Source organism: Actinomycetospora sp. CA-101289, assembly GCF_050955895.1.
Taxonomy (GTDB): domain Bacteria; phylum Actinomycetota; class Actinomycetes; order Mycobacteriales; family Pseudonocardiaceae; genus Actinomycetospora.
Genome location: NZ_CP192093.1, coordinates 4,508,395 through 4,528,039, shown reverse-complemented (window position 1 = coordinate 4,528,039; position 19,645 = coordinate 4,508,395). Strand labels below are relative to the sequence as shown.

At 73.0% G+C, this 19,645-nt stretch carries 22 protein-coding genes and 1 pseudogene; 9 read left to right on the top strand and 14 right to left on the bottom strand.

Annotated features, from left to right (window positions below):
• The first annotated feature begins 35 nt into the window (after positions 1-35).
• Entirely contained in the window at positions 36-1,577 is a 1,542-nt protein-coding gene (locus ACQPX6_RS22550; RefSeq protein ID WP_433782636.1) for a molybdopterin-dependent oxidoreductase, read from the top strand.
• A 19-nt stretch (positions 1,578-1,596) separates the two neighbouring features.
• Here ACQPX6_RS22550 and ACQPX6_RS22545 read toward each other — a convergent pair whose 3' ends face one another.
• Positions 1,597-2,235, bottom strand: coding sequence for a DUF4383 domain-containing protein (locus ACQPX6_RS22545; protein WP_433782635.1), 639 nt, complete (start codon positions 2,233-2,235; stop codon positions 1,597-1,599).
• 95 nt (positions 2,236-2,330) lie between these two features.
• On the opposite strand from ACQPX6_RS22545, the gene ACQPX6_RS22540 reads away from it, so the two are divergent.
• The 3 genes from ACQPX6_RS22540 (at position 2,331) to ACQPX6_RS22530 (ending at position 5,024) form a co-directional block, all read left to right on the top strand.
• Positions 2,331-2,963, top strand: a complete 633-nt coding sequence (locus ACQPX6_RS22540) for a TetR/AcrR family transcriptional regulator (protein WP_433782634.1) — start codon at positions 2,331-2,333, stop codon at positions 2,961-2,963.
• Between the two features lie 112 nt (positions 2,964-3,075).
• A complete protein-coding gene (locus ACQPX6_RS22535; protein ID WP_433782633.1) occupies positions 3,076-4,506 on the top strand; it encodes a molybdopterin-dependent oxidoreductase in 1,431 nt (476 codons plus the stop codon).
• A complete protein-coding gene (locus ACQPX6_RS22530) occupies positions 4,506-5,024 on the top strand; it encodes a hypothetical protein (protein ID WP_433782632.1) in 519 nt (172 codons plus the stop codon). The genes ACQPX6_RS22535 and ACQPX6_RS22530 overlap by 1 nt, the downstream gene beginning before the upstream one ends.
• A gap of 24 nt (positions 5,025-5,048) precedes the next feature.
• Here ACQPX6_RS22530 and ACQPX6_RS22525 read toward each other — a convergent pair whose 3' ends face one another.
• From ACQPX6_RS22525 to ACQPX6_RS22515, 3 genes are read right to left on the bottom strand one after another with little or no spacing between them, the layout of a single operon-like run.
• Entirely contained in the window at positions 5,049-6,410 is a 1,362-nt protein-coding gene (locus ACQPX6_RS22525) for an FAD-binding oxidoreductase (protein ID WP_433782631.1), read from the bottom strand.
• Positions 6,411-6,428: 18 nt separating this feature from the next.
• Positions 6,429-6,908 carry a cupin domain-containing protein gene (locus tag ACQPX6_RS22520; RefSeq protein WP_433782630.1) on the bottom strand — a complete coding sequence of 160 codons (480 nt, stop codon included), beginning with the start codon at positions 6,906-6,908 and terminating at the stop codon, positions 6,429-6,431.
• A gap of 59 nt (positions 6,909-6,967) precedes the next feature.
• Positions 6,968-7,663, bottom strand: a complete 696-nt coding sequence (locus tag ACQPX6_RS22515) for a LysR family substrate-binding domain-containing protein (protein ID WP_433782629.1) — start codon at positions 7,661-7,663, stop codon at positions 6,968-6,970.
• 72 nt (positions 7,664-7,735) lie between these two features.
• Between ACQPX6_RS22515 and ACQPX6_RS22510 the strand changes: the two genes are divergently transcribed.
• On the top strand, positions 7,736-8,092 hold the full coding sequence (locus ACQPX6_RS22510; RefSeq protein WP_433788328.1) for a DUF5997 family protein: 357 nt from the start codon (positions 7,736-7,738) through the stop codon (positions 8,090-8,092).
• Positions 8,093-8,133: 41 nt separating this feature from the next.
• Here the strand turns inward: ACQPX6_RS22510 and ACQPX6_RS22505 are convergent, their stop codons facing one another.
• The 3 genes from ACQPX6_RS22505 to ACQPX6_RS22495 are packed head-to-tail and all read right to left on the bottom strand — an operon-like array spanning position 8,134 to position 10,525.
• On the bottom strand, positions 8,134-8,493 hold the full coding sequence (locus ACQPX6_RS22505) for a hypothetical protein (RefSeq protein ID WP_433788327.1): 360 nt from the start codon (positions 8,491-8,493) through the stop codon (positions 8,134-8,136).
• 50 nt (positions 8,494-8,543) lie between these two features.
• Positions 8,544-10,040 carry a phenylacetate--CoA ligase family protein gene (locus ACQPX6_RS22500; RefSeq protein ID WP_433782628.1) on the bottom strand — a complete coding sequence of 499 codons (1,497 nt, stop codon included), beginning with the start codon at positions 10,038-10,040 and terminating at the stop codon, positions 8,544-8,546.
• The gene (locus ACQPX6_RS22495) at positions 10,040-10,525 is read right to left on the bottom strand and encodes a cupin domain-containing protein (protein WP_433782627.1); all 486 of its coding nucleotides are present in this window, start codon (positions 10,523-10,525) and stop codon (positions 10,040-10,042) included. Before ACQPX6_RS22495 ends, ACQPX6_RS22500 begins: the two co-directional genes overlap by 1 nt.
• Positions 10,526-10,578: 53 nt before the next feature.
• Here ACQPX6_RS22495 and ACQPX6_RS22490 point away from each other — a divergent pair, with 53 nt between their 5' ends.
• Complete coding sequence (locus ACQPX6_RS22490) at positions 10,579-11,211, top strand: TetR/AcrR family transcriptional regulator (protein ID WP_433782626.1); 633 nt, start codon at positions 10,579-10,581, stop codon at positions 11,209-11,211.
• Between the two features lie 137 nt (positions 11,212-11,348).
• Here the strand turns inward: ACQPX6_RS22490 and ACQPX6_RS22485 are convergent, their stop codons facing one another.
• Entirely contained in the window at positions 11,349-12,314 is a 966-nt protein-coding gene (locus ACQPX6_RS22485; protein ID WP_433782625.1) for a Vgb family protein, read from the bottom strand.
• Positions 12,315-12,477: 163 nt separating this feature from the next.
• Between ACQPX6_RS22485 and ACQPX6_RS22480 the strand changes: the two are divergent.
• Positions 12,478-12,579, top strand: a pseudogene (locus ACQPX6_RS22480) (DNA-binding response regulator); the annotation flags it as partial.
• Positions 12,569-13,264: a LuxR C-terminal-related transcriptional regulator gene (locus ACQPX6_RS22475; RefSeq protein WP_433782624.1), complete on the top strand. Its 696-nt coding sequence runs from the start codon at positions 12,569-12,571 to the stop codon at positions 13,262-13,264. The pseudogene ACQPX6_RS22480 and the gene ACQPX6_RS22475, both read left to right, overlap by 11 nt.
• Here ACQPX6_RS22475 and ACQPX6_RS22470 read toward each other — a convergent pair.
• On the bottom strand, positions 13,245-13,646 hold the full coding sequence (locus ACQPX6_RS22470; RefSeq protein WP_433782623.1) for a muconolactone Delta-isomerase family protein: 402 nt from the start codon (positions 13,644-13,646) through the stop codon (positions 13,245-13,247). The two genes, ACQPX6_RS22475 and ACQPX6_RS22470, sit on opposite strands and share 20 nt — an antisense overlap.
• A gap of 125 nt (positions 13,647-13,771) precedes the next feature.
• Between ACQPX6_RS22470 and ACQPX6_RS22465 the strand changes: the two genes are divergently transcribed.
• Complete coding sequence (locus ACQPX6_RS22465; protein WP_433782622.1) at positions 13,772-14,476, top strand: TetR family transcriptional regulator; 705 nt, start codon at positions 13,772-13,774, stop codon at positions 14,474-14,476.
• Between the two features lie 713 nt (positions 14,477-15,189).
• On the opposite strand, the gene ACQPX6_RS22460 is transcribed toward ACQPX6_RS22465, so the two are convergent.
• The 5 genes from ACQPX6_RS22460 to ACQPX6_RS22440 form a co-directional block, all read right to left on the bottom strand.
• Positions 15,190-15,615 carry a hypothetical protein gene (locus ACQPX6_RS22460; RefSeq protein ID WP_433782621.1) on the bottom strand — a complete coding sequence of 142 codons (426 nt, stop codon included), beginning with the start codon at positions 15,613-15,615 and terminating at the stop codon, positions 15,190-15,192.
• Positions 15,612-16,388 (bottom strand): FAD:protein FMN transferase, encoded by a 777-nt coding sequence (locus ACQPX6_RS22455; protein ID WP_433782620.1) that lies wholly within the window; start codon positions 16,386-16,388, stop codon positions 15,612-15,614. The genes ACQPX6_RS22460 and ACQPX6_RS22455 overlap by 4 nt, the downstream gene beginning before the upstream one ends.
• A complete protein-coding gene (locus ACQPX6_RS22450; protein ID WP_433788326.1) occupies positions 16,385-16,840 on the bottom strand; it encodes an FMN-binding protein in 456 nt (151 codons plus the stop codon). The genes ACQPX6_RS22455 and ACQPX6_RS22450 overlap by 4 nt, the downstream gene beginning before the upstream one ends.
• Before the next feature lie 5 nt (positions 16,841-16,845).
• Positions 16,846-18,252: a ferredoxin reductase family protein gene (locus ACQPX6_RS22445; RefSeq protein WP_433782619.1), complete on the bottom strand. Its 1,407-nt coding sequence runs from the start codon at positions 18,250-18,252 to the stop codon at positions 16,846-16,848.
• 97 nt (positions 18,253-18,349) lie between these two features.
• Positions 18,350-19,642, bottom strand: coding sequence for a ferredoxin reductase family protein (locus ACQPX6_RS22440; protein WP_433782618.1), 1,293 nt, complete (start codon positions 19,640-19,642; stop codon positions 18,350-18,352).
• Positions 19,643-19,645: the final 3 nt, after the last annotated feature.

The window sequence follows — 19,645 nt, the reverse complement described above, 5'->3', positions numbered from 1 at the left end:
AAGCAGGTCCCGCCGCGCTCTGCGGAGTGCTCGGCGTGGGGACGGCACTGGCGGTGGGCGACCTCGTGGCCGGGCTGCTCTCGCCGTCGTCCTCCCCGGTCCTGGCGGTCGGCGGGCAGTTCATCCGGCTCACGCCCGAGTGGCTCAAGGCCTTCGCGATCGCCACCTTCGGCGTCTACGACAAGGTCGCCCTGCTCGTCGGCATGGCCGTCGTCCTGGTCCTCGCCGCCGCCGCGGCGGGGCTGGCGAGTCGGCGGACCGCGGCGCCCGGCGCGACCGTCATCGTCGTCCTCGGCCTCGTCGCCATCACCTCGGCGACCGCGGCCCCGGCGTTCTCGGTGGTCGACGTGGTCGCCCCGCTCACGGCCGTCGTCGCCGGGCTCGTCGCCTTCGTCGGGCTGCACCGGCTCGCGATGCGGCGGGCGCTCGCCGCCGCGGCCGGTCCCGCGTCACCCGACGACGGTGGGGTCGAGCAGCCGACGGTGCACCGCGACGGCCCGGTGGGGACGCTCGGGTCGGCCCGGCGGCGCTTCCTGCTCGGCGTCGCCGGTACGGCCGTGGGCGCCGGCGCGGCGGCGGTCGCCGGGCGGTGGCTGGCCGCGACCGGCGGGGCCGACGCCTCGCGGGCCGCGGTCGACGAGCTCCCGGGCGCCCCGGCTCCCGACCTCCTCAGCGGCTCGGACTTCGCCGCGCAGGGCACCCCGACGTGGCTGACCCCCAACGACGCGTTCTACCGCATCGACACCGCCCTGCAGGTCCCGCAGCTCACCACGCGGGACTACGCGCTGCGCATCCACGGGCTGGTCGACCGCGAGCTGCGGCTGTCCTACGACGACCTGCGCGCCCGCCGGTTGATCGAGGTGCCGATCACGATGACGTGCGTGTCCAACGAGGTCGGCGGCGCGCTGGTCTCGAACGCCGTCTTCCTCGGCGTCCCGCTCGCCGACCTGCTCGCCGAGGCCGGCGTCCGGCCGGGGGCCCAGCAGATCGCGTCCACCAGCGTCGACGGCTTCACCACCGGCACGCCCGTCGCGGCGGTGACCGACGGTCGCGCGGCGATGCTCGCCCTCGGCATGAACGGCGAGCCGTTGCCGGTCGAGCACGGCTTCCCCGTCCGCATGGTCGTGCCCGGCCTCTACGGCTACGTGTCCGGCTGCAAGTGGCTCACCGACATGGAGCTCACCGCCTTCGGCGAGTTCACCTCCTACTGGCAGCAGCGGGGGTGGGCCGAGCAGGCCCCGGTGAAGACGCAGTCGCGGATCGACGTCCCGGCGACCGGGTCCACCGTCCTGGCCGGCCGGGTGACGCTCGCCGGTGTCGCGTGGGCCCAGCACACCGGGATCGCGCGGGTGGAGGTCCGCGTCGACGACGGCGCCTGGCAGGACGCCGAGCTCGCCCGCGACGTGTCGATCGACACCTGGCGCATGTGGCGCACGGTGCGCGACTTGTCGCCGGGTGCGCACCGCCTGCAGGTCCGCGCCACCGACCGCAGCGGCTACACCCAGGTGGCCCCGCGGACCGCGACCATCCCCGACGGCGCCACCGGCTGGCACACCGTCGACGTGGCGGCCGCCTGAGTCCGGGCCCTACCCCCGGTCACCGGGGTCGCGCCGCCTGCTCGTGGGCGCGCCGGCGATGCGCGGTCGCACGTTCGACACGGTCGGCGTGGACGAGCGCGGCCTGTTCCGGGGTGGCGACGCCGTTCGACGTCGCGTTCTCGGCGACTGCCATCTCGTCGATCTCGAGCAGTCGGAGACGGGACGACTCCGGGTCGGGCGCCCCGCTCCCGGCTCGGGCCCGGGCGTACGGGTTCTCTGCGGCCAGGCCGCCGCTGAGGCGGCCATACGCACCGGTGAACAGCAGCGCCATGCCGGCGAGCAGGCTGAACACCACGTTCGGGAAGCGGAACGCCAGCAGGTTGTAGGCGGTGCCGAGCACCGCCAGGTTGGCCAGACCGGAGAGCAGGAACAGCACGCCGGCGGTCGCCATCGTGCTGGAGGCCAGGGTCCCGCCGCGCCGGGCCGAGACCACCAGCACGGAGCCGGCCACGATCGAGATCGTCGCGAGCAGTCCGTTGGAGCCCATCCCCATCAGCGGGGCGCTGTCCACCGACAGGAACGGGAGCCCGCGGGCGAAGCCCATGAGCCCGAAGGTGATCAGGACGGCACCGAGGATCGCCGCGCCGATGCGGTGGACCCGACTCAGAGGTAGGTCGGCGGCCGGAGGTCTGTGCATCGACACGATGAGCTCTCCTCGTTGTACCAACAGGTACAAGCAGAGTCCCTGGACTTGGCGGTACAGTCAAGCGCGGCACTCGTACGGTCGAGGAGGTGGCGGTGAAGCAGGGCATCACCGGTGGTCCACGACGGTTGACCGCTCGTGGAGCGGCCACGCGGGCGCGCATCGTGACCGCGGCCGCCGACCTGATGTACCTCCGCGGAGTCGGCGCCACGAGCATGGACGACGTCATCGAGGCGAGCGGCACCGGCAAGTCGCAGCTGTACCACTACTTCGCCGACAAGGACGCGCTCGTCCTCGCGGTCGTCTCCACCCAGATCGACCGCGTCCTGGGGTTCCAGGAGCCCCTCCTGCGCGGGCTGGACTCACTGCGGGGGCTGCAACGCTGGCGCGACGCCGTGGTCAGCGGCAACGACGTCCACGGGGGCGGTCACGGGTGCCCCCTCGGATCGCTGGCCGCCGAGCTCGCCGATCATTCCGAGCCGGTCCGCGCCGCGCTCGTGCACGGCTTCGACGCCTGGGAGGCGCTCATCGCCGACGGGCTCTCCCGCATGCGCGCCACCGGTGAGCTCACGGCTGACGCCGACCCCGACGGACTCGCCGCCGGCGTCATGGCCGCACTCCAGGGGGGCCTCCTCCTGGCTCAGACCCGCCGCGACCCGCGCCGGCTCGCGATCGCCATCGACATGGCGCTCGACCACGTTCGTGCGGCGGCGCGCCCCTGAGGTGGGCGGCTCCCGTCCTCGCCTGTACTTGACAGTACAAAGTTGCGGCGTTGTACTGCGCGGTACCCGTTGACTCGACCACTCGGTCGACGGAGCCGACCGAGGGGGCGCAGTGAGCAGCACGCTCGACCCGGAGGAGACGGCGCCCAGCACGGCCGACGCCCGAACCCCGGTCGCCGGGGACGAGGCCCCGAGACGTTCCCCCGAGCCCGAGTACGGGTTCCCCCAGCCCTTCTTCCGCGCTCTGGCCCGGGTCCCGGTTCCCCCGCCCGCCGACCCGCGGACGTGGCGCAGTCCGCTGCGCGGGACCTGGCTGACGTCGGTGTTCGGCTCGGTCCTGCTGGTCGGCCTGCCGATCGTGATCCTGACGGGCCTGCTGTCCTACATCGCCTACGGGCCGCGGTTCGGTCAGGCGATGCCCGCCGACGTCGGGTACCTGCACCTGCCGTACTTCGACTGGCCGACGAACCCCTCGTGGCTCTACCGCCTCAACCAGGGCCTGCACGTGACGCTCGGGATGATCCTGACGCCGGTCGTGCTGGCCAAGCTGTGGTCGGTCGTCCCCAAGCTGTTCGCGTGGCCACCGGTGCGCAGCGCCGCGCAGCTGCTCGAGCGCATCTCGCTGCTCGCCCTGGTCGGCGGCGTCCTGTTCGAGTTCGTGACCGGCCTGATGAACGCCCAGTACGACTACTCGTTCGGGTTCAGCTTCTATCTCGCGCACTACTTCGGCGCATGGGTGTTCATCGCCGGCTTCGTCAGCCACGTCGCCCTCAAGCTCCCGACGATGATCCGCGCCCTGCGCGCAGGCCCCGGGGGCACCGGAGCGTTCGGGCGGTGGTTGCACGACACCCCGGCCGACACCGAGCCGGAGCCGATGGACAACACCGGCCTGGCCGCCCTCGCTCCCGACGAGCCCACGCTGAGCCGACGCGGGCTGCTCGCCATGGTCGGCGGCGGCAGCGTGCTGGTCGGTGTGCTGAGCGTCGGGCAGACCTGGGACGCCCTGCGCCCGCTCGCGCTGCTCTCACCCCGTGGGCAGTCCTACGGCACCGGTCCGAACGACTTCCAGATCAACCGCACGGTGAGCGGCGCGGCCATCGATCCCGTGCAGCTCGGTGACGGCTGGCGGCTCGCCCTGACCGGCGGGGCGAGCGAGGTCTCGCTGCGCCGCGACCAGTTGCTCGCCCTGCGGCTGCACACGGCGACCCTGCCGATCGCCTGCGTCGAGGGCTGGTCGACGACCCGCACGTGGACCGGCGTGCGTCTGCGCGACCTGGCCGCCCTGGCCGGTGTCCCCGACCCGGACTCCGCCGTCGTCCGGTCCGTCGAGACGACCGGTGCCTACGCCCGCGCGACGCTGCAGAACGACCAGGTCCTCGACCCCGACGCGATGCTCGCGCTGCGGGTCGGCAACGAGGGCGAGGAGACCGTCGACCTCGCGCTCGACCACGGCTTCCCGGCGCGCGTGATCGTCCCCGCGCTGCCGGGAGTGCACAACACCAAGTGGGTCGCCGCCATCGACTTCCGCCCGAAGCCCGTCTGATGGGGGCTGCACTGCACGCCTGGCGCCGCTTCTACGGCGAGAACCCGCTGCACCTGCTCGCGATGATCGGGTGCTTCGCGCTGGCCGGCTACGTCGTCGTGCTCCTGCTTCCCGACCCCAGCGCGATCTGGCTCCTGATCTGGTTCGCCGGTGCCGTCATCGCCCACGACCTGGTCCTCTACCCCCTGTACGCGCTGGCCGACCAACCACTGACGGCCGGCCGCCGGGGCAGGCGTACGGCACTCCCGCACCGCCCACCCCTGATCCCGGCGATCAACCACGTCCGCGCACCGGTCCTGGGCTCGCTCGTGCTGGGGCTGATCTACTTCCCCACCCTCACCCGGCGCGGCCACGACGCGTTCGGGTTCACCGCCGGCCACCCGCCGATCGGCCAGAGCGAGAACTGGCTCCTGATCACGGGCCTGCTCTTCCTGGGCAGCGCCGTGATCTACGCCCTGCGCTGGGGCGCCGCCACGGCCCACGGCCGCTCTGACCCAGCGCCGGATGCCGACGCCTGAGTGGTCGGTGTGGTGGCGGCAGTCTCAGGCCCCAGAGCTCCCCGGCCTGATGTTCTGGTTCGCCCGGAAGAAGTTGTCGGGGTCGTAGGCGTCCTTGACGGCGACGAGCTTCTCGTAGTTCGCGCCGTACGCGGCCCGTACCCGGTCACGGCCCTCGTCCCCGAGGTTGTTGACGTACACCGCGTCCTCGAGGTGCGGGCTCATCGCCTCGAACAGCGCTCTGGACCAGTCGACGTTCCGCTCGGTCTCGGACGCCTCGGGCCACTGCGAGAGGATGAGGAAGTCGTACTGCTCCGCGCGGTGGTGGAAAGCGGTGGCACCCGGGTCCACCCTGCTGGCCACGCCGTGCATCTGCTGCAGGCCCACCCCGCTGAGACTGGACGGCATCTCGGGCACGAAGCGCAGCAGCACGTCGATGGCCGCGTCCGAGAGGGTGCGCAGGAAGCCGGCCTTCCAGTACTGGAGGCGTCCGTCGGGGAAGCCGGCGTCCGGAGCGCTCTGCCAGGTCGGGTAGGGCACCGGTGCGAAGCCACCCGACGCCCGACCGAGAGCCAGCAACGGGCGGAGGACCTCACGGCCGTCCTCGATGTTCCCGCTCCAGCACGCCGCCACCGACACGGTCGGCTCGCCGTCGGGGCCCTTCCCCAGCGACGCCGCGGTCGAGAGCTCGTCGGGCGCCGCCTTCGCGAAGGCGTCGTAGAACCCGAGGACCTCGCGGGCCATCGCCCACGGGAACGACAGTCCGCCGGCGAGCACGGTGGCCACCGGGTGGAGCCGGTACTCGAACGACGTCACGACCCCGAAGTTGCCGCCCGCGCCCCGGAGGCCCCACAACAGATCGGCGTGCTCCGCCTCGGTCGCACGCAACGTCCGGCCGTCGGCGGTCACGACCTCCGCGGCGAGGAGGTTGTCGCAGGCCAGCCCGTGCTTCCCGCTCAACCAGCCCAGCCCGCCGCCCAGGGTGAGGCCGGCGATCCCCGTCAACGACACGACGCCGAGTGGGGTCGCCAGCCCGTGGACTCCGGTCCCGCGATCGAACTCGCCCAGCAGCAGGCCGGGCTCGGCGTACGCGCGAGCCGTGTCGACGTCGACCCGGAGACCCTTCATGAGCGACATGTCGAGCATCAGGGCGCCGTCACGGACCGCCGACCCCGCCACACCGTGGCCGCCACCCCGCACCGACACCGTCAGATCGTGGTCGCGCGCGGCCTGCACCGCCCGCGACACGTCGGACGCGTCGGCGCACCGCGCCACCGCGACGGGTCGACGATCGATCATGGCGTTGAAGACCGAGCGGGCCTCGTCGTAACCCACGCCGCCAGGGAAGATCAGCTCGCCGCGGAGACGTGACCCGAGGGCCCGCTCGAGCGATGTGGCCGTGTCCATGAGCACCTCCTGCCGCCGTCAGGCGCCGGGTACCGAGCCGGGCGGGAGGAACTCGACGTCGTGGAGCGCGGACTGCCGGACGACCTCGGCGGGGTCGGAGAGGTCGTGCAGCTGGTCGAACAGGTGGGCCAGCTTCCCGGTCGGGCTCACCCAGAACAGGGCGCGGGAGTCGGCCTCGCTCCGGTTGTAGTAGGCGTGCGGGAGGCCGCGCGGCATCAGCACCGTGTCGCCGGGGCCCGCCTTCTCCCACTGCCCGTCGAGGTAGAGCGTGAAGACCCCGGCGAGCACGTGGATGTGCTCGTCCTGGGTGGGGTGGACGTGGGGCGGCACGCCGGTGCCGGGCGGGTCGAGGGTCTCGAAGGCGAAGCTGGACTCGCTGACGGCCCGCGCCCAGTAGGTGTGGCCGAGCACGTTCCACACCCGCCCGTGCTGGCCCTCCCCGGCACGCACGATGCCCTTGGGCAGGGGACCCAGCACGATCTCGTCACCGTCGAACATGGCCGGACCGTAGTGCTCGGACGGCATCGGTCACCAGGTGCTCGTCGTGGCGCCGGTGGTCACCGGCGACGGGCTGCTCGCCGCCGGGTGGGTCCCCTCTTCGCGGGGGTGGGGGCGCCCGGCGGCGGGTGGTCCCGACCGCGGGGGGTGCGGGAACTGTTGGCGGTGCGTCCGCGGACGATGCCGATGAACTCCTCCATCAGCTCGCTGTTGGGCGCGTCCGGCCAGGTGAGGACGACGCTGGACTGCGGCGCGTCGGTCACCGGTCGGTGGGCCAGGTCCCGGCGGTGGTGCAGGCGCGCCAGCGACTGGGGGAGGACCAGCAGGCCGACACCCGCGGCGACGAGCTCGATCGCCTCGGCCGTCGTCGCGGGCTCGTGCGCCGCGCCGTGGCCCGGGAGGTCGCCGGGCCAGGAGAGGGTGTCGTCCTGCGGACGGAGGACGATCTCGTCGGCCAGATCGCCGAGCTCTGCCTCGTCGACCGCGGTGAGCACGTGGTCCCTCGGCACGACGGCCACGGTGGTCTCGGTGTAGAGCGGGATCGCGTGCAGCCCGGCCCGGTCGATCGGCAGCCGGACCACGCCGGCGTCCAGCGCGCCGTCCCGGACGCGGCCCACCACGTCGTCCGTGGTCGCGCCGACGAGCTCGAGGGGCACGTCGGGACGACGCTCGGCCCACTTGCGCGCCCACTTGCCCGGCGTGGCACCCGGTACGCAGCCGAGCCGGAAGGACGGGGTGTCGCCCGGCGCGGTCACGGGCTCAGGCTAGCGGCCGGGTGAGCCCGATAATCTGGGCCGATGACGGGGCGGCAGAGGGCGACGCAGACGATGAAGCCCGCGACGGCGGCGAAGAAGCTGGGCGTGCACCTCGACGCGACACCCGCCGAGTTCCGCGAGGGCGTGGTCTCCCGCGAGGAGCTCGACGCCCTCCAGGCCGACCCGCCCCCGTGGCTGCGTGACCTGCGTCGCGACGGTCCGCACCCACGCCCCGTCGTCGCGGACCGGCTCGGTGTGTCGATCTCCGGTCTGGCCCGGGCCGAGATCACCGAGCCGCTGACCACCGCCCAGATCACGGCGATCAAGGACGAGCAGCCGGAGTGGCTGCGCCGCGAGCGCAACCTCCGCGCCGAAGTGCAGCGCGAGGAGGCCCGGCTGCGCGCCGAGCGGTCGGGCGACGGGCCGTAGACCCGAGGAGAGGGTGGCCGTCAGGGACCCGGACCCCGAGCTCACCCGGCGAGCAGTGCTTCGAGGCGTTGCCCGTGTCGTCGGTCGGACTCAAACGGTGATGGCCCCGCCGACGAGACGGTCACCGAGAACACCACGCTGCCGATGACGTTCGCGACGGCGATCTCCGGAGCGCCCCGCCGCTGGGGCTCGGCGGTGAGGAGAAGGTCCTCGAGGGAGAGCGCCAGCGTCGCGATCGTGACGCCGAAGACCGTGCCGTCGACGGCGAACTCGTCGAGGATGCCCTCGGTGCCCCGGCCGGCGATGAGGACGCCGGTCACGAGGCCGAGCAGCGCGAGGACGGCGAGGGCGACGGCACCGCCGGGCGAGCGTCGCCGGGCCTCGAGGAAACCCCGGTCGATCTTCAGGTCGGCAGGCAGGTCGAAGCCGTGGTGGCCGCCACCCTCGGCCGTCAGCGTCGCCGTGGCGGTCTCACCCCGGCTGCTGACGCGGACCTCGAGGTCGTCGATCTGCTCGTACAGCTCGGCGTTGCGCGAGGGGCTGTTCCAGTAGCCGGACCCTCCGGCTCGGGGATGAACCGCTGCAGCTTGCCGGTGGCGCCGCGGTCCAGGTGGTCGACGGGGACGATCGCGACGCGGCCTGCTGTGACACCGCAGCGCTGCAGGTCGGCGGTGAGGGTGTCGCCCAGACGAGCCAGGTCGAGCGAGCCGGTGTGCACGACCTCGACCTCGGCGCCCTCGCCGTGTTGGTGCACCCGGTACTCGAGGATCGCCGGCTCGGCGCCGAGCCGCGAACGGAACACGTGCGGGTGCACCACCGTCCCGTCGGCGTAGCGGAAACCCTCCTCGGCGCGGCCCTGGATGTCGTCGACGCGCCGCATGGTGCTGCCGCACGGGCAGGGTCCGTCGAGCAGGGTCACCTCGTCGCTGATCTCGTACCGCAGCAGCGGCAGCAGCGGATTGACCAGGTTGGTGAGCAGGAGGCCGTTGGACCGCTCCCCGGTCGCGACCGGCGCGCCCGTGGCGGTGACGGGCTCGACCACGTAGAGGTCGTCGTGGAGGTGCAGTCCGCCGGAGCGTCCGCAGGAGGCCCCGATGACGTTGGCCTCGGAGGTCCCCCACCAGTTGTGCACGGGCACCGCCCACGCCTGCGCGAGCGCCTCGCGGTGCTCGGGCAGCAGGGGCTCGCCGAACACGACCACCTGGTCCGGGGAGATCCGCAGCCGCCCCGCCGACGCCTCGAGGGCGAGCTGGTGGAGGGCGCTGGGGTAGCCCGCGAGGATCTCGGGGTGAGCGGCGGTGAGACCGGCGACGATCTCCTCGCGTGGCAGCGTGACCGGGAACCGGTGCATCGCGAAGCGGCTGGGGTCGGAGAAGGTCCGGAACGTCGCCGCTGACATGTGGGTGGGCCGGCCGGCGGCGACCGAGGCCATCCGGACCGGTCCCTCCCGGTGCGCGTCGGTGTCGCGACGCTGGCGCAGCAGGAAGCGGAAGCACGCCGTGTAGTAGGTCGTCCAGGCGTCCCAGTCGTGGACGAAGACGCCGCGATGGCCGCTCGATCCGCTGGAGGCGACCGCGTGGTACCGGTCGAAGAGGTAGGACTCTCCCGTGGCGGTGGCCAGGTGCTCCTCGACCAGGGCCCGGGTGAGCCGCGGGTCGGTGACGATCTCGTCGAAGTGCTCCATCAGGTCCGCCTTGGTCATCGGCGGGACGGTGGCGAGGTCGCGCTCGGTGAGGCGCTGCGGGTCGAGGTGCGCGAGGCGGCGTCGGTGCCACGGCGAACGCTCGACGGCCACCTGCACCAGCGCCCGGAGCCGCGCCACGCGCACGGCCCGGATGCGATCCGCGGGCCAGTCGAGGCACGCCAGGTGCTCAGGCAACGCCCGGCGGGCGTCGGCGACGTGCCGCTGACGGAGGCGCTCGGTGCGGTCGACCTCGTCCGGCTTCATCAGGACGGTCCTGAGGACAGGGGCGGACCGACGATCTCGGTGTGGAAGCGGGCTGCTGCTGCCGCCAGCGCGGGCACGTCGGGTGCCGCCGGGACCGGGAGGCCCGCGCCGGCAGCCGGGGCGCCCACCGCGGCGACGAAGTGCTCGAAGCCTGCCGGCGTGGTCAGCTGCAGGGCGCGCACCGGGTGGCCGGACACCACCAGGAAGGCATGGGGTACCGACCGGGGCAGGAAGACGAACCCCCCGGGCCCGACGTCCCACCCGTCGTCGCCGCACTCCACCCGCAACCCGCCCTCGAGGACCACGAAGGCCTCGTCCTCGCCGTGGTGTACGTGGCGGGGCGGGCCGAAGTCACGAGGTGCCGTGAACTCCAGCAGGGTGTACGCGCCGTTCGTGGTGGCGCTGTCGGCCTTGATCGTCATGCGGGTGTCGAGGAACCACCACGCCTCGCCGGCGTCCTTGTCGAGGTGCACGCCGAGGGACACGGTCGCCTCCGATAGACTCGCAGTCTACTTGAATAGATTTGGAGTATAAGAAGGTGTCGGAGCCTGTCAAGAAGCGCCGCTACAGCTCGACGATCCCTCGGGGCCAGGCCCGTACGGCGATCCTGGAGGCGGCAGACGGCCTCTTCGCCGAGCGCGGCTTCCGGGGCACCTCGATCGAGGACATCGCGACCGCGGCCGGCGTGGCACGACCGACCGTGTTCACGGCGGTGGGCGGCAAGAGCGTCATCCTCGAGGAGGTCGTCGATCGCGCCCTGGCCGGCGACGAGGAACCCGTCCCGGTCAGCCAGCGGCCGTGGTTCCGCGCCATGATCGAGGAGCCCGACCCGGCCCGGATGCTGCACCTGCACGCCGCCAACATCACCCGGATGTACCGGCGGGCGGGCGCGGTCTACTGCGCTGTCGAAGCGGCCGCCGACGCCGACGCCGACGTCGCCGAGCTCTGGGCGGCCCTTCAGCGCCAGCGGCTCGCCGGGGCCCGGGAAGTGGCCGCCGCACTCGTCGAGAAGGGCGAGCTGCGGGCGGGCTACGACCAGGACGCGGTGGCCGACGTGCTCTGGTCGGTGGCGACACCGATGGTCTACCGCCGGGTGATCGAACGGGGCTGGAGCCCCGAGCGCTTCGAGGAATGGCTCGGCGACCTGCTCTGTCGGCTCTTCCTCGAGTAGGTCGCGCCGCGTCGCGGAGGACCGCAACGCCAGCATGCACGGAGAGGAGCACCCTGAACCCCGCTGTTGTGGGCGGTGGTGCTCCTTTCTGCTGGTCAGCAACGGCCCGGTCGCGGAGTCCCGATCTCGGTGGGATTTCAGGCCGTTCGGATGCGCGCGAGGGAGTTGCCGTCCTTGTTGGTGAACCACAGCCAGCCGTCGGCCGGGTCGGGGCTCTTGATGTCGAACGGGCCCTGGACCTGGGGTGGGGCCCCGAAGGAGGACCAGCGCTGCCCTTCGGCTGCTCGCGGGTCGTAGCGCACGATCGCGTTCCGGGCGGTGTCGACGGCCCAGACCGCCCCGTCGCCCCCGAGCCACACGCCGTCCGGTGTGCCGAGCCGGTCGTCGGTCCACCAGGAGAACGGCTCGGGCCCGTCGAGCCGGCGTGGGTCGAAGGCGAGGAGCCCGGGGCGGTCCTGGGTGGTCACCCACAGCCGACCCTCGGAGTCCATCGCCCATGCCCGCGGCGTTCCCCTGCCCGGCCACGGCCCGAAGGAGCGAATCGTCGTCGTGGGGTCCGGGGCCCGGGAGTCGAGGGCGCCGAGCGTCCCGGTGCCGGCGTTGACCCACCAGACACCGCCGTCGGGGTGCACGAACAGAGCCGAAGGTTCGGCGATGCTCGGCGCGGTGAACGTCCGGAGGGTGGCGAGCGGGTCCGGGGCGGTGGGGTCGAAGGCGCCCACCGACGCCGATCCGCGCAGGGTGAGCCACAGCCGCCGGTCCGGGCCGGCCTTCAGGGCCACGGGCTTGTCCAGCCGCGGGTCGGCGTAGGTGCGGATGGACGCCGCGATGTCGGGTGCCCGGGGGTCGAGCGCGCCGAGACGGTTCGAGCCGAGGCAGGTGAACCACAACCGGCCGTCCGCGCCCGGGAAGAGATTGGCCGGCAGGGCGACCCCGCCCGCCGGGTCGGCGAAGGTCTCGATCTGCCTGGTCGCGCCCACGACCCGCCCGATCCGCCCGTTCGCGATGCTGGTGAACCAGACCTCGCCGAACGCACCGATGACCCCTGTCGGCTGGTCCACGCCGCCCGAGCCGTCGGTGACCACCTCGATGTCGCCTCGCACCGTTCCTCCCGCCTGATCCGTGTGACGCGCCCTTCGGTCGTCTCCGCCTCCAGCGGCGACCGTTCCACCGGACAGGGGATCGGTCGTCAGGGCGCACCCCGAGATCGGGAGCTCGCCCAGCATCGGCGGGTGACCGCCACCGAGGCGCACGGTTCCCACCCGCGTGATCCTCGTGGACGACGCGCCGCTCTTCCGCGCGGGGGTGGCGGCGCTCCTGGCCGAGCAGGACATCGCCGTGGTCTCCCAGCTCGGGGATGCGTCGGCGCTGCGGGACGCGGTCGACCGGTACGCGCCGGACGTCGCCGTGCTCGACGTCCGGATGCCGCCCACACCACCGAGGGGCTGGAAGCCGCGCGGGAGCTACACGAGGCCCGTCCGGACGTCGGCGTCCTCGTGCTGTCGCAGTACGCGGAAACGCGGCACGCGGTCTCCCTGCTCCGGGGAGCGGGACGGGCGTCGGCTACCTGCTCAAGGAGCGCGTCAGCGACGCCGAGCACCTCGCCGACGCGATCCGTCGGGTCAGCGCGGGCGGCACGGCGGTCGATCCCGAGCTGGTGCGGACGGCGCTCGGCGCGCCACGGGCCGTCGACGCGCTCGCCCGGCTCACGACGAGGGAGCACGTCGTGCTCGAGCTGATGGCCCAAGGCCTCAGCAACCCGGCCATCGCCCGCAAGCTGTTGCTGACGTCGAAGACGGTCGAGACGCACGTGCGCCACCTCTTCACGAAGCTCGACCTCCCTGCGGACCCGGACCAGGAGCGCCGGGTCCTCGCGGTCCTGACCGGCCTGCGCGCGTCGGGACCACCCGATGGACGGCCGGCGTCCTGCGAACGCTGGTGGTCGTGGTGGGGCTGCTCGCCGCGGTCGAACTGGTCGTGCTCCGTCCTCGTCCCACGACGATCGAGACGTGCGCGATGCGCGTCTGTGCTGGTCAGCGATGCTGCTCGGTAGAAAGGATCATGTTCCGTCGAGCAGCGAAGCGACCACGGCCCGGGACGAAGTCGACGGTCGTGCTGTCCGGCGCGTCACGCCGACCCTGCAGCGGCGCGCAGTGGGGTCGGGAAGGCCGGGTGGGCGGCCAGGGCGGTGATCTCGACGACGTTGTGGGGGAACACCGGCAGCGTCGGAGATGCGCGTCGAGCGCCTCGGCGCTCTCGGCGTTCCAGATGGCGAGGCTGGTGCCGGTGTCGGGGAGCCGCCACATCCAGGTGATCGCACCGGAGCGGATGAGGGCCGTCGCGACCTCCCGCTCGCGCGCCATCAGTTCGTCGCGCTCCTCGGCGGACAGCTCTGACAGTCCTCCGGTCGGTGTCGCCTTGATGAGGTAGTCCACGGTGCACTCCATCTGGTGGTCGACGACGCACGGGTCTCGTCGGGCGCAGCGTCCAACGTGATGTCGTGCTGTGACATCACCATAGACGTGATGTCGCGGTGTGTCATCACCGGTACCGTGTCACCGTGCCGCGGTGGGAGCAGGGCAGCGAGGAACGGCTGACGGCGGCTGCCCTGCAGCTGTTCGGCGAGCAGGGGTTCGAGAACACCAGCATCGTCGAGATCGCGCGACGGGCCCGGGTCACCAACCGCACGTTCTTCCGCTACTTCTCCGACAAGCGCGAGGTCCTGTTCGCCGACGCGGACGACCTGCGTGCAGCCCTGGTGGAGGGAGTCCTCCGAGCACCCCACACCGCGGACCCGCTTCGGGTCGTGGTCCTCGTTCTGGCGCAGCACGACTGGGAGGGCCTCGCCCCGCGCCCTTCCCTGCGCGAGCGGCACGCCGTCATCGCGGCCAACCCTGAGCTCCTCGAACGCGACCTGATCAAGCAGCACGTCATGGCGGGCGAATTCGCCAACGCTCTCGCCCGGCGGGGAGTCGACGAGGGCGTGGCCCGGATCGCCGCCCGGGTCGGGATCCAGGTATTCCTGACGGCCTACGAACAGTGGCTCGACGCGGCGGAGGGCGACGGGGACCTCCTCGCGATCAGCGACGATCTCCTGTCGACCCTGCAGGCGATCATGCCCGCCGACCCGGCATCGGTCGGGGATCTCGCGGCCTCCATCCGCCTTGAGCCGTATGTTGCCCGTCCTGATCATGCCCGTGCGGCTCCCGAAGTCCGCCGGTCGCGTTCGACCAGCGGTCGAGCGCCCGGACCAGCAGGTCCTTGACCCGGCGAGGTTGTCCTCGATCGACCTGGTGCGCCCGCCGGTGTCATCGAGCCTCGACTCGTGGGGGAGGGGACGGCGTCCCCGCCACCGGGGTGGGGTGAGCGGACGACCGACGCGACGGTCCGGCGGAACCTGGGACGGTCCACCCCGGTGCCGATCGGTGATCGCCTCGTGCAGGGCGCTCCGGACGGGCCCCTTCTTCCACGACGCCGGGTGACTCCGTCGTGGTCCCCGAAACGGCAGCGCGCGATCCAGAGCCTCGTGACTCCTGGACGACCCGAGATCGAACCGGTCGCGCCGAGGGGCAGAGGAGGCCGGCCGCGAGCGTCTCCGAGACGGTGTAGAGGGGTCGCGGCCGGTGGACGGCCACTCCGTCTCGGAGAGGAGGCGCAGCAGGCTGGTGAACGGCAACGAAGGGTACGCAGTCAGGGATTCGAACCCCGAACCCAGTGGACGAGAGTCATGGCGTTATCGGTGATGCTTTGTGCTCATCTGTGCTGGTCACCAACGGTGTCATCGGCTGTCGATCATCGATGGTGACCAGCCGAGGGCGGCGGTCGTGTGACGTAAGCGGTACCCAATCCGGGCCCCGAGTGATCGACAAGCTAATTCGAGGCTCGTTGCACGGTTCGTGGCACGCGTGCTCCGTCCACGCGAACTGCACGAGCGGTGGAGCCACCCACCGCGGCACTGCCTGGACGCGTGGTTAGGCGTCAGCGCCGAAGTTCTCTCGGGTCGACAAGGCGTAGCGCAAGCCCGATCGCTAGTGCCGCCAGTGGTAGCTCGAGCACCAACGCCTCCGTGACGGCGAGTGTGTACGCGGTGCCGGCGGCGGTGCACACGTCGAACCAGGCGTCGAGCAGGAGCAGGGCAGCTCCTGCCGAGGCAGTGAGGGCGGCGCGTCGGTCGGCGGCGTGCAGCAAGACCGCTGTAGCCAGTGCCGTGGCGGCGGTGGCGATGTCGAGCCCGCTCCAGGCCAGCGACCAGTGCTGGGCCACGGTCACCTCGGGGAGCCACAGCTGCAACCCGAGTGCGGTCGTCAGCAGGACGACCGCGACCGCGACGGCGAGAACGCCGGCGACGCGGTGGCGCCGTGTGGTCGGTGGGGCCGGCACGTGCCGCTCGTCGAGGAGGGTCACGTCGCACGTCCGACCGTGGTCGTGGTGGCGTCGTCCCACACGACGAGCCCTGTGCGCCCGACGCGGTGCGAGAGCCACGTCGCGGCGTCGGGGCCGAGGGCGTAGGCGGCGGTGGCGTCGATGTCGGCCTTGGTGAGCGTGCGCGCGACGACGGTGACCGAGGCGACGCGGGCGGGCGGCAGGCCGGTACGGGCGTCGAGGAGGTGGGCGCCCCGGTGAGCGGTGCCGGAGGTGGCGACGGCGCCGTGGTGCAGTGGGACGGTGGCGAGCACCCGGCCGGTGTCGTGCGGGTCCTCGATGCCGATGCGCCAGGGCCGATCCGGGTCGAGCGCGCGTCCGAGGACGTCGCCACCGGCGGAGAGGCACACGTCGGTGTGGTCGAGCGCGAGCAGCGCGGCGGCGCTGCGCTCGGCGGCCCAGCCCTTGACCACCCCGCTGGGGTCGAGGACGCGGCTGCCGTCGGGGAGGGGGCGGTGGGCGGAGAAGGCGCCGTCGGTGGCGCGCTCGGCGCGGGCGGCGAGGGCGAGGACCTCGCGCACCTCGCCGGGGGCGTCGTCCTCCCGCAGCTCGCCGCGTCCCAGCCGTGAGATCACCGAGTCGGTCCGGTAGGTGCTGAAGACGCGATCGAGGCGGCGCAGTTCGGCGATCGCGGCGGCCCAGGCGTCGCGGCCGGCGGCGTCGTCGGCGTGGCGGCCACGCAGAGCGAGGCTGAACGGCATGCCCATGACGTGCTCGACGCGGCGCACGACCCGCTCGGCGGTGGGGGTGCTCACGCGATGCCCGCCTGGTCGAGGGCGCTCTGCAGCGACTGCACGTAGCCGGTGCTGGTCACGGTGGCCCCGCTGACCATGTCGATGTCGGCGCTCTGGGCCTCCAGGGTCTCCTGCACCAGCTCCGGCACCGCCTCGGCGTTGATCTCCCGGTCCTTGCCGTTCGCGGTCGGGTACTCGACGACGTCGACGGCCGTGATCCGCCCGCCGGCGAGGGTGGCCCGGACCTGGACGGGACCCCAGCGGGTGTCCGCGGCCACCCCGGTGACGGTGCCCGTGTAGGTGCTGGTCGTCGTGGCCGGAGTCCCCGACGACCCCGGGGACGAGGCGGCGGTCGCCGTGTCGCCGGTGCCGGTCTCGATGTCCGGTAGCGCGGACGAGGTGGAGGTGCGGTAGCCGAAGAGCAGGACCACCGTGCTGACGGTGGTCAGGAACCACAGCAGGATGCGGCGCATTCTGGTCACCAGCGGAAGGTCTCGGTGTGGACGCGCTCGGCCGGGGTGCCGGCCGCCGCGAGGGTCGTCTCGACGAGCTGGGTCCAGGGCGCGGGGCCGCAGACGTAGACGTCGCGGTCGGCGATGTCGGGGACCCGGGTGCGCAGCACGGCGAGGTCGTCGACGCCGTGCGGGCCGGCGCCCTCGCCCAGCCAGGAGCCGGGCGCGCGGCGCCGTCCGGGGAGCGGGACGACCTCCAGGCCGCGCTCGCGGGCGAGCACGGCCAGCTCGCCGGCGAAGAGGGGCTGCGTCGTGAAGCGGTGCAGCAGGGTGACGTCGCCGGGGCCGCCGTCGAGCTGCTCGGCCAGGGCGCGCAGGGGAGTGACGCCGACGCCCGCACCGATGAGGGCGACCTTGTCTCGTGTCCGGGCGCGCGCGGAGAGCCGGCCGTAGGGACCTTCCAGCAGGACACGCGTCCCGGGGCGGAGACCGGGGACGGCGGCGCTGCCGTCGCCGAGGTCCTTCACGGTGATCCGCAGGCTGCGCCGGTCGGGGGCGGCCGACAGGGAGTAGGGGTGGCCGCGGGTCCAGCCCGTGCCGGTGAGGAAGCGCCAGGTGAAGAACTGCCCGGCGTGGGTGCGGAGCCCGTCGAGGTGCCGTCCGGTGAGGTAGACCGACACGCAGCTGCCGCCCTCGGGCACCACCGAGGTGACGACGAGACGGTGGCGGGCGCTGCGCCACGCGGGCACTCCGACCCGCCAGAGGAGCACCGACGCGACGGCCAGCGCCCAGAGCGACCACCAGAACACGGTGCGGGCGGTGGAGGCGAGGAAGTCTTGGCCGGTCCACAGCTGGTGGGGCAGGGCGAGCCCGACCCCGAGGTAGGCGTAGAGGTGCAGCAGGTGCCACGACTCGTAGCGCAGCCGCGCCCGTGCTGCCCTGATGCTGGTGACGACGACCATGACCAGGCAGGCGGTGCCCGCGACGGCGAGCAGCATGCCCGGGTAGTCGACGGTCAGGTCCCACGCCTCACCGGGCATGCGCGCGAGGTCGCCGGCGGCGTAACCCCAGATGACGAGGCCGATGTGCGCGAGCATCGCGGTGAACGACGTGAAGCCGACGAGCCGGTGCAGCACGGCGAGACGGTCCTGGCCGAACGCCCGCTCCAGGACGGGCACCCGGGCCATGAGGACGACCTGCGCGAGCAGCAGCACCGAGGCGAGCAGCCCGGTCAGGCGGCCGACCGAGGTGAGTCCGGACGCCCAGCCGCCGAGGTCGGTGAGGCCGCCGCCGGTGCCCCACCACCAGGTGACCAGGGTGAGCGCGGCGACGAGGAGGACCTCGGCGCCGGAGCGGACCCAACGGTCCCGGCGGGCGGTCACGCCGAGGGCAGGACGCAGCGCAGGCGCCGGAGCGTCGCGGACGATGGTCATCGTGCTCCTCGCGAGGGGTCGGTCGGTCGAGCTCCACCGTGATCGTTCTCGGTGAGGTCGCGACGTGGCGGGGTTCGGAGCTGGGTAAGAGCTCGCCTCAGAAGGCGAAGGCCTCTTCGTGGAGGCGCCGGCGGGGCAGCCCGGCCTCGCGCAGCGCGGTGCGCACCGCGGCGGAGAGGCCGGGGGAGGCGCAGAGGTAGACGTCGCGCTCGGCGACGTCGGGGACGAGGCGGTGCAGCGTTGGCCCGGTCAGGCGCAGGGCGGGCGCGGATGACGGCCCGACCATCCACACGATCTCCGCGCCCCGTCGGCGGGCGATGTCCTCGAGCTCGTCGCGGAAGACGACGTCGGCCGGGCGCGAGGCGCGGTAGAGCAGGGTCAACCGGCCGTCGCCGACGTCGAGGGACTCGAAGAGGGCGCGCATCGGGGTGATGCCCACGCCGCCGGCGATGAGCAGGACCGAGGGCCGGGTCCGCCGCCTGGCGGTCATCGCTCCCGACGGGCCCTCGGGCAGGACGAGTGTGCCGGGCCGGACCGCGTGCAGCAGCCGGCTCCCGTCGCCCAGGGCCTTGACCGTGATGCGCAGGACGTCGTCGCGGGGGACCGCGGAGAGCGAGAACGGGTGGGCGGTGCGCCAGGTCGCGGCGGTGAGGAAGCGCCAGCGGAAGAACTGGCCGGGCTCGGCGCCCATCTCCGCGAGGTGCCGCCCGCGCAGCACCAGGCTCACCACGCCGTCGGCCTCCGGGACGACGGCGGCGACCCGCAGCCGGTGTCGCCATACGATCTCCAGCGGGCCGAGGACGCGGTAGCGCAGCACCAGGGCGAAGGCGTAGGCGTGGGCGAGCGCCCAGGGGACCTGCAGCAGCGGGCGGCCCGCGAGGTCGGGTCCGGCCAGCTCGTGGAGGAACGACAGGGCGATGGCGAGGTAGGTCAGCAGGTGCAGCCCGTGCCAGACCTCGTAGGAGACGCAGCGTCGGGCCGCGGCGATCGAGACCCCGGCGATCCCGACAACGAGGATGGTGCCCACCGTCGCCGCGATCAGGTCGGGGAGACCCAGCACCTCGGCGAGCGCGGTGACCGGGTCGACGTCGCGGATCGTCGCCCAGGCGCTGACCGCGGCGCCGGCGTGGGCGAGGGCGAGAACGACGAACAGGCGGCCGCCGACGCCGTGCCAGCGCGCGAGGACGTCGGGTCCGACGCGGCGCTCGAGGACCGGGGCGCGCGACATCAGCACGAGCAGGACGACCACCAGGTAGCCCGCGAGCAGGCCCGTGATGTGCGCGAGCAGCGCCGCGTCGAGGACGAGTCGGTCCGGCGGCGCCCCGGCCACGGCGATGCCGACCGGCACGAGCCCACCGACCCAGAGCGCGAGCAGGACCCGGCGCGTCACCGT

Coding starts and splice junctions, on each gene's coding strand:
- ACQPX6_RS22500 (WP_433782628.1), bottom strand. CDS start 10,040: ATGAAGCCGGACGAGGTCGACCGCACCGAGCGCCTCCGTCAGCGGCAC.
- ACQPX6_RS22450 (WP_433788326.1), bottom strand. CDS start 16,840: ATGCGCCGCATCCTGCTGTGGTTCCTGACCACCGTCAGCACGGTGGTC.
- ACQPX6_RS22545 (WP_433782635.1), bottom strand. CDS start 2,235: ATGCACAGACCTCCGGCCGCCGACCTACCTCTGAGTCGGGTCCACCGC.
- ACQPX6_RS22475 (WP_433782624.1), top strand. CDS start 12,569: ATGCGTCGGCGCTGCGGGACGCGGTCGACCGGTACGCGCCGGACGTCG.
- ACQPX6_RS22530 (WP_433782632.1), top strand. CDS start 4,506: ATGGGGGCTGCACTGCACGCCTGGCGCCGCTTCTACGGCGAGAACCCG.
- ACQPX6_RS22520 (WP_433782630.1), bottom strand. CDS start 6,908: ATGTTCGACGGTGACGAGATCGTGCTGGGTCCCCTGCCCAAGGGCATC.
- ACQPX6_RS22445 (WP_433782619.1), bottom strand. CDS start 18,252: ATGACCATCGTCCGCGACGCTCCGGCGCCTGCGCTGCGTCCTGCCCTC.
- ACQPX6_RS22510 (WP_433788328.1), top strand. CDS start 7,736: ATGAAGCCCGCGACGGCGGCGAAGAAGCTGGGCGTGCACCTCGACGCG.
- ACQPX6_RS22525 (WP_433782631.1), bottom strand. CDS start 6,410: ATGGACACGGCCACATCGCTCGAGCGGGCCCTCGGGTCACGTCTCCGC.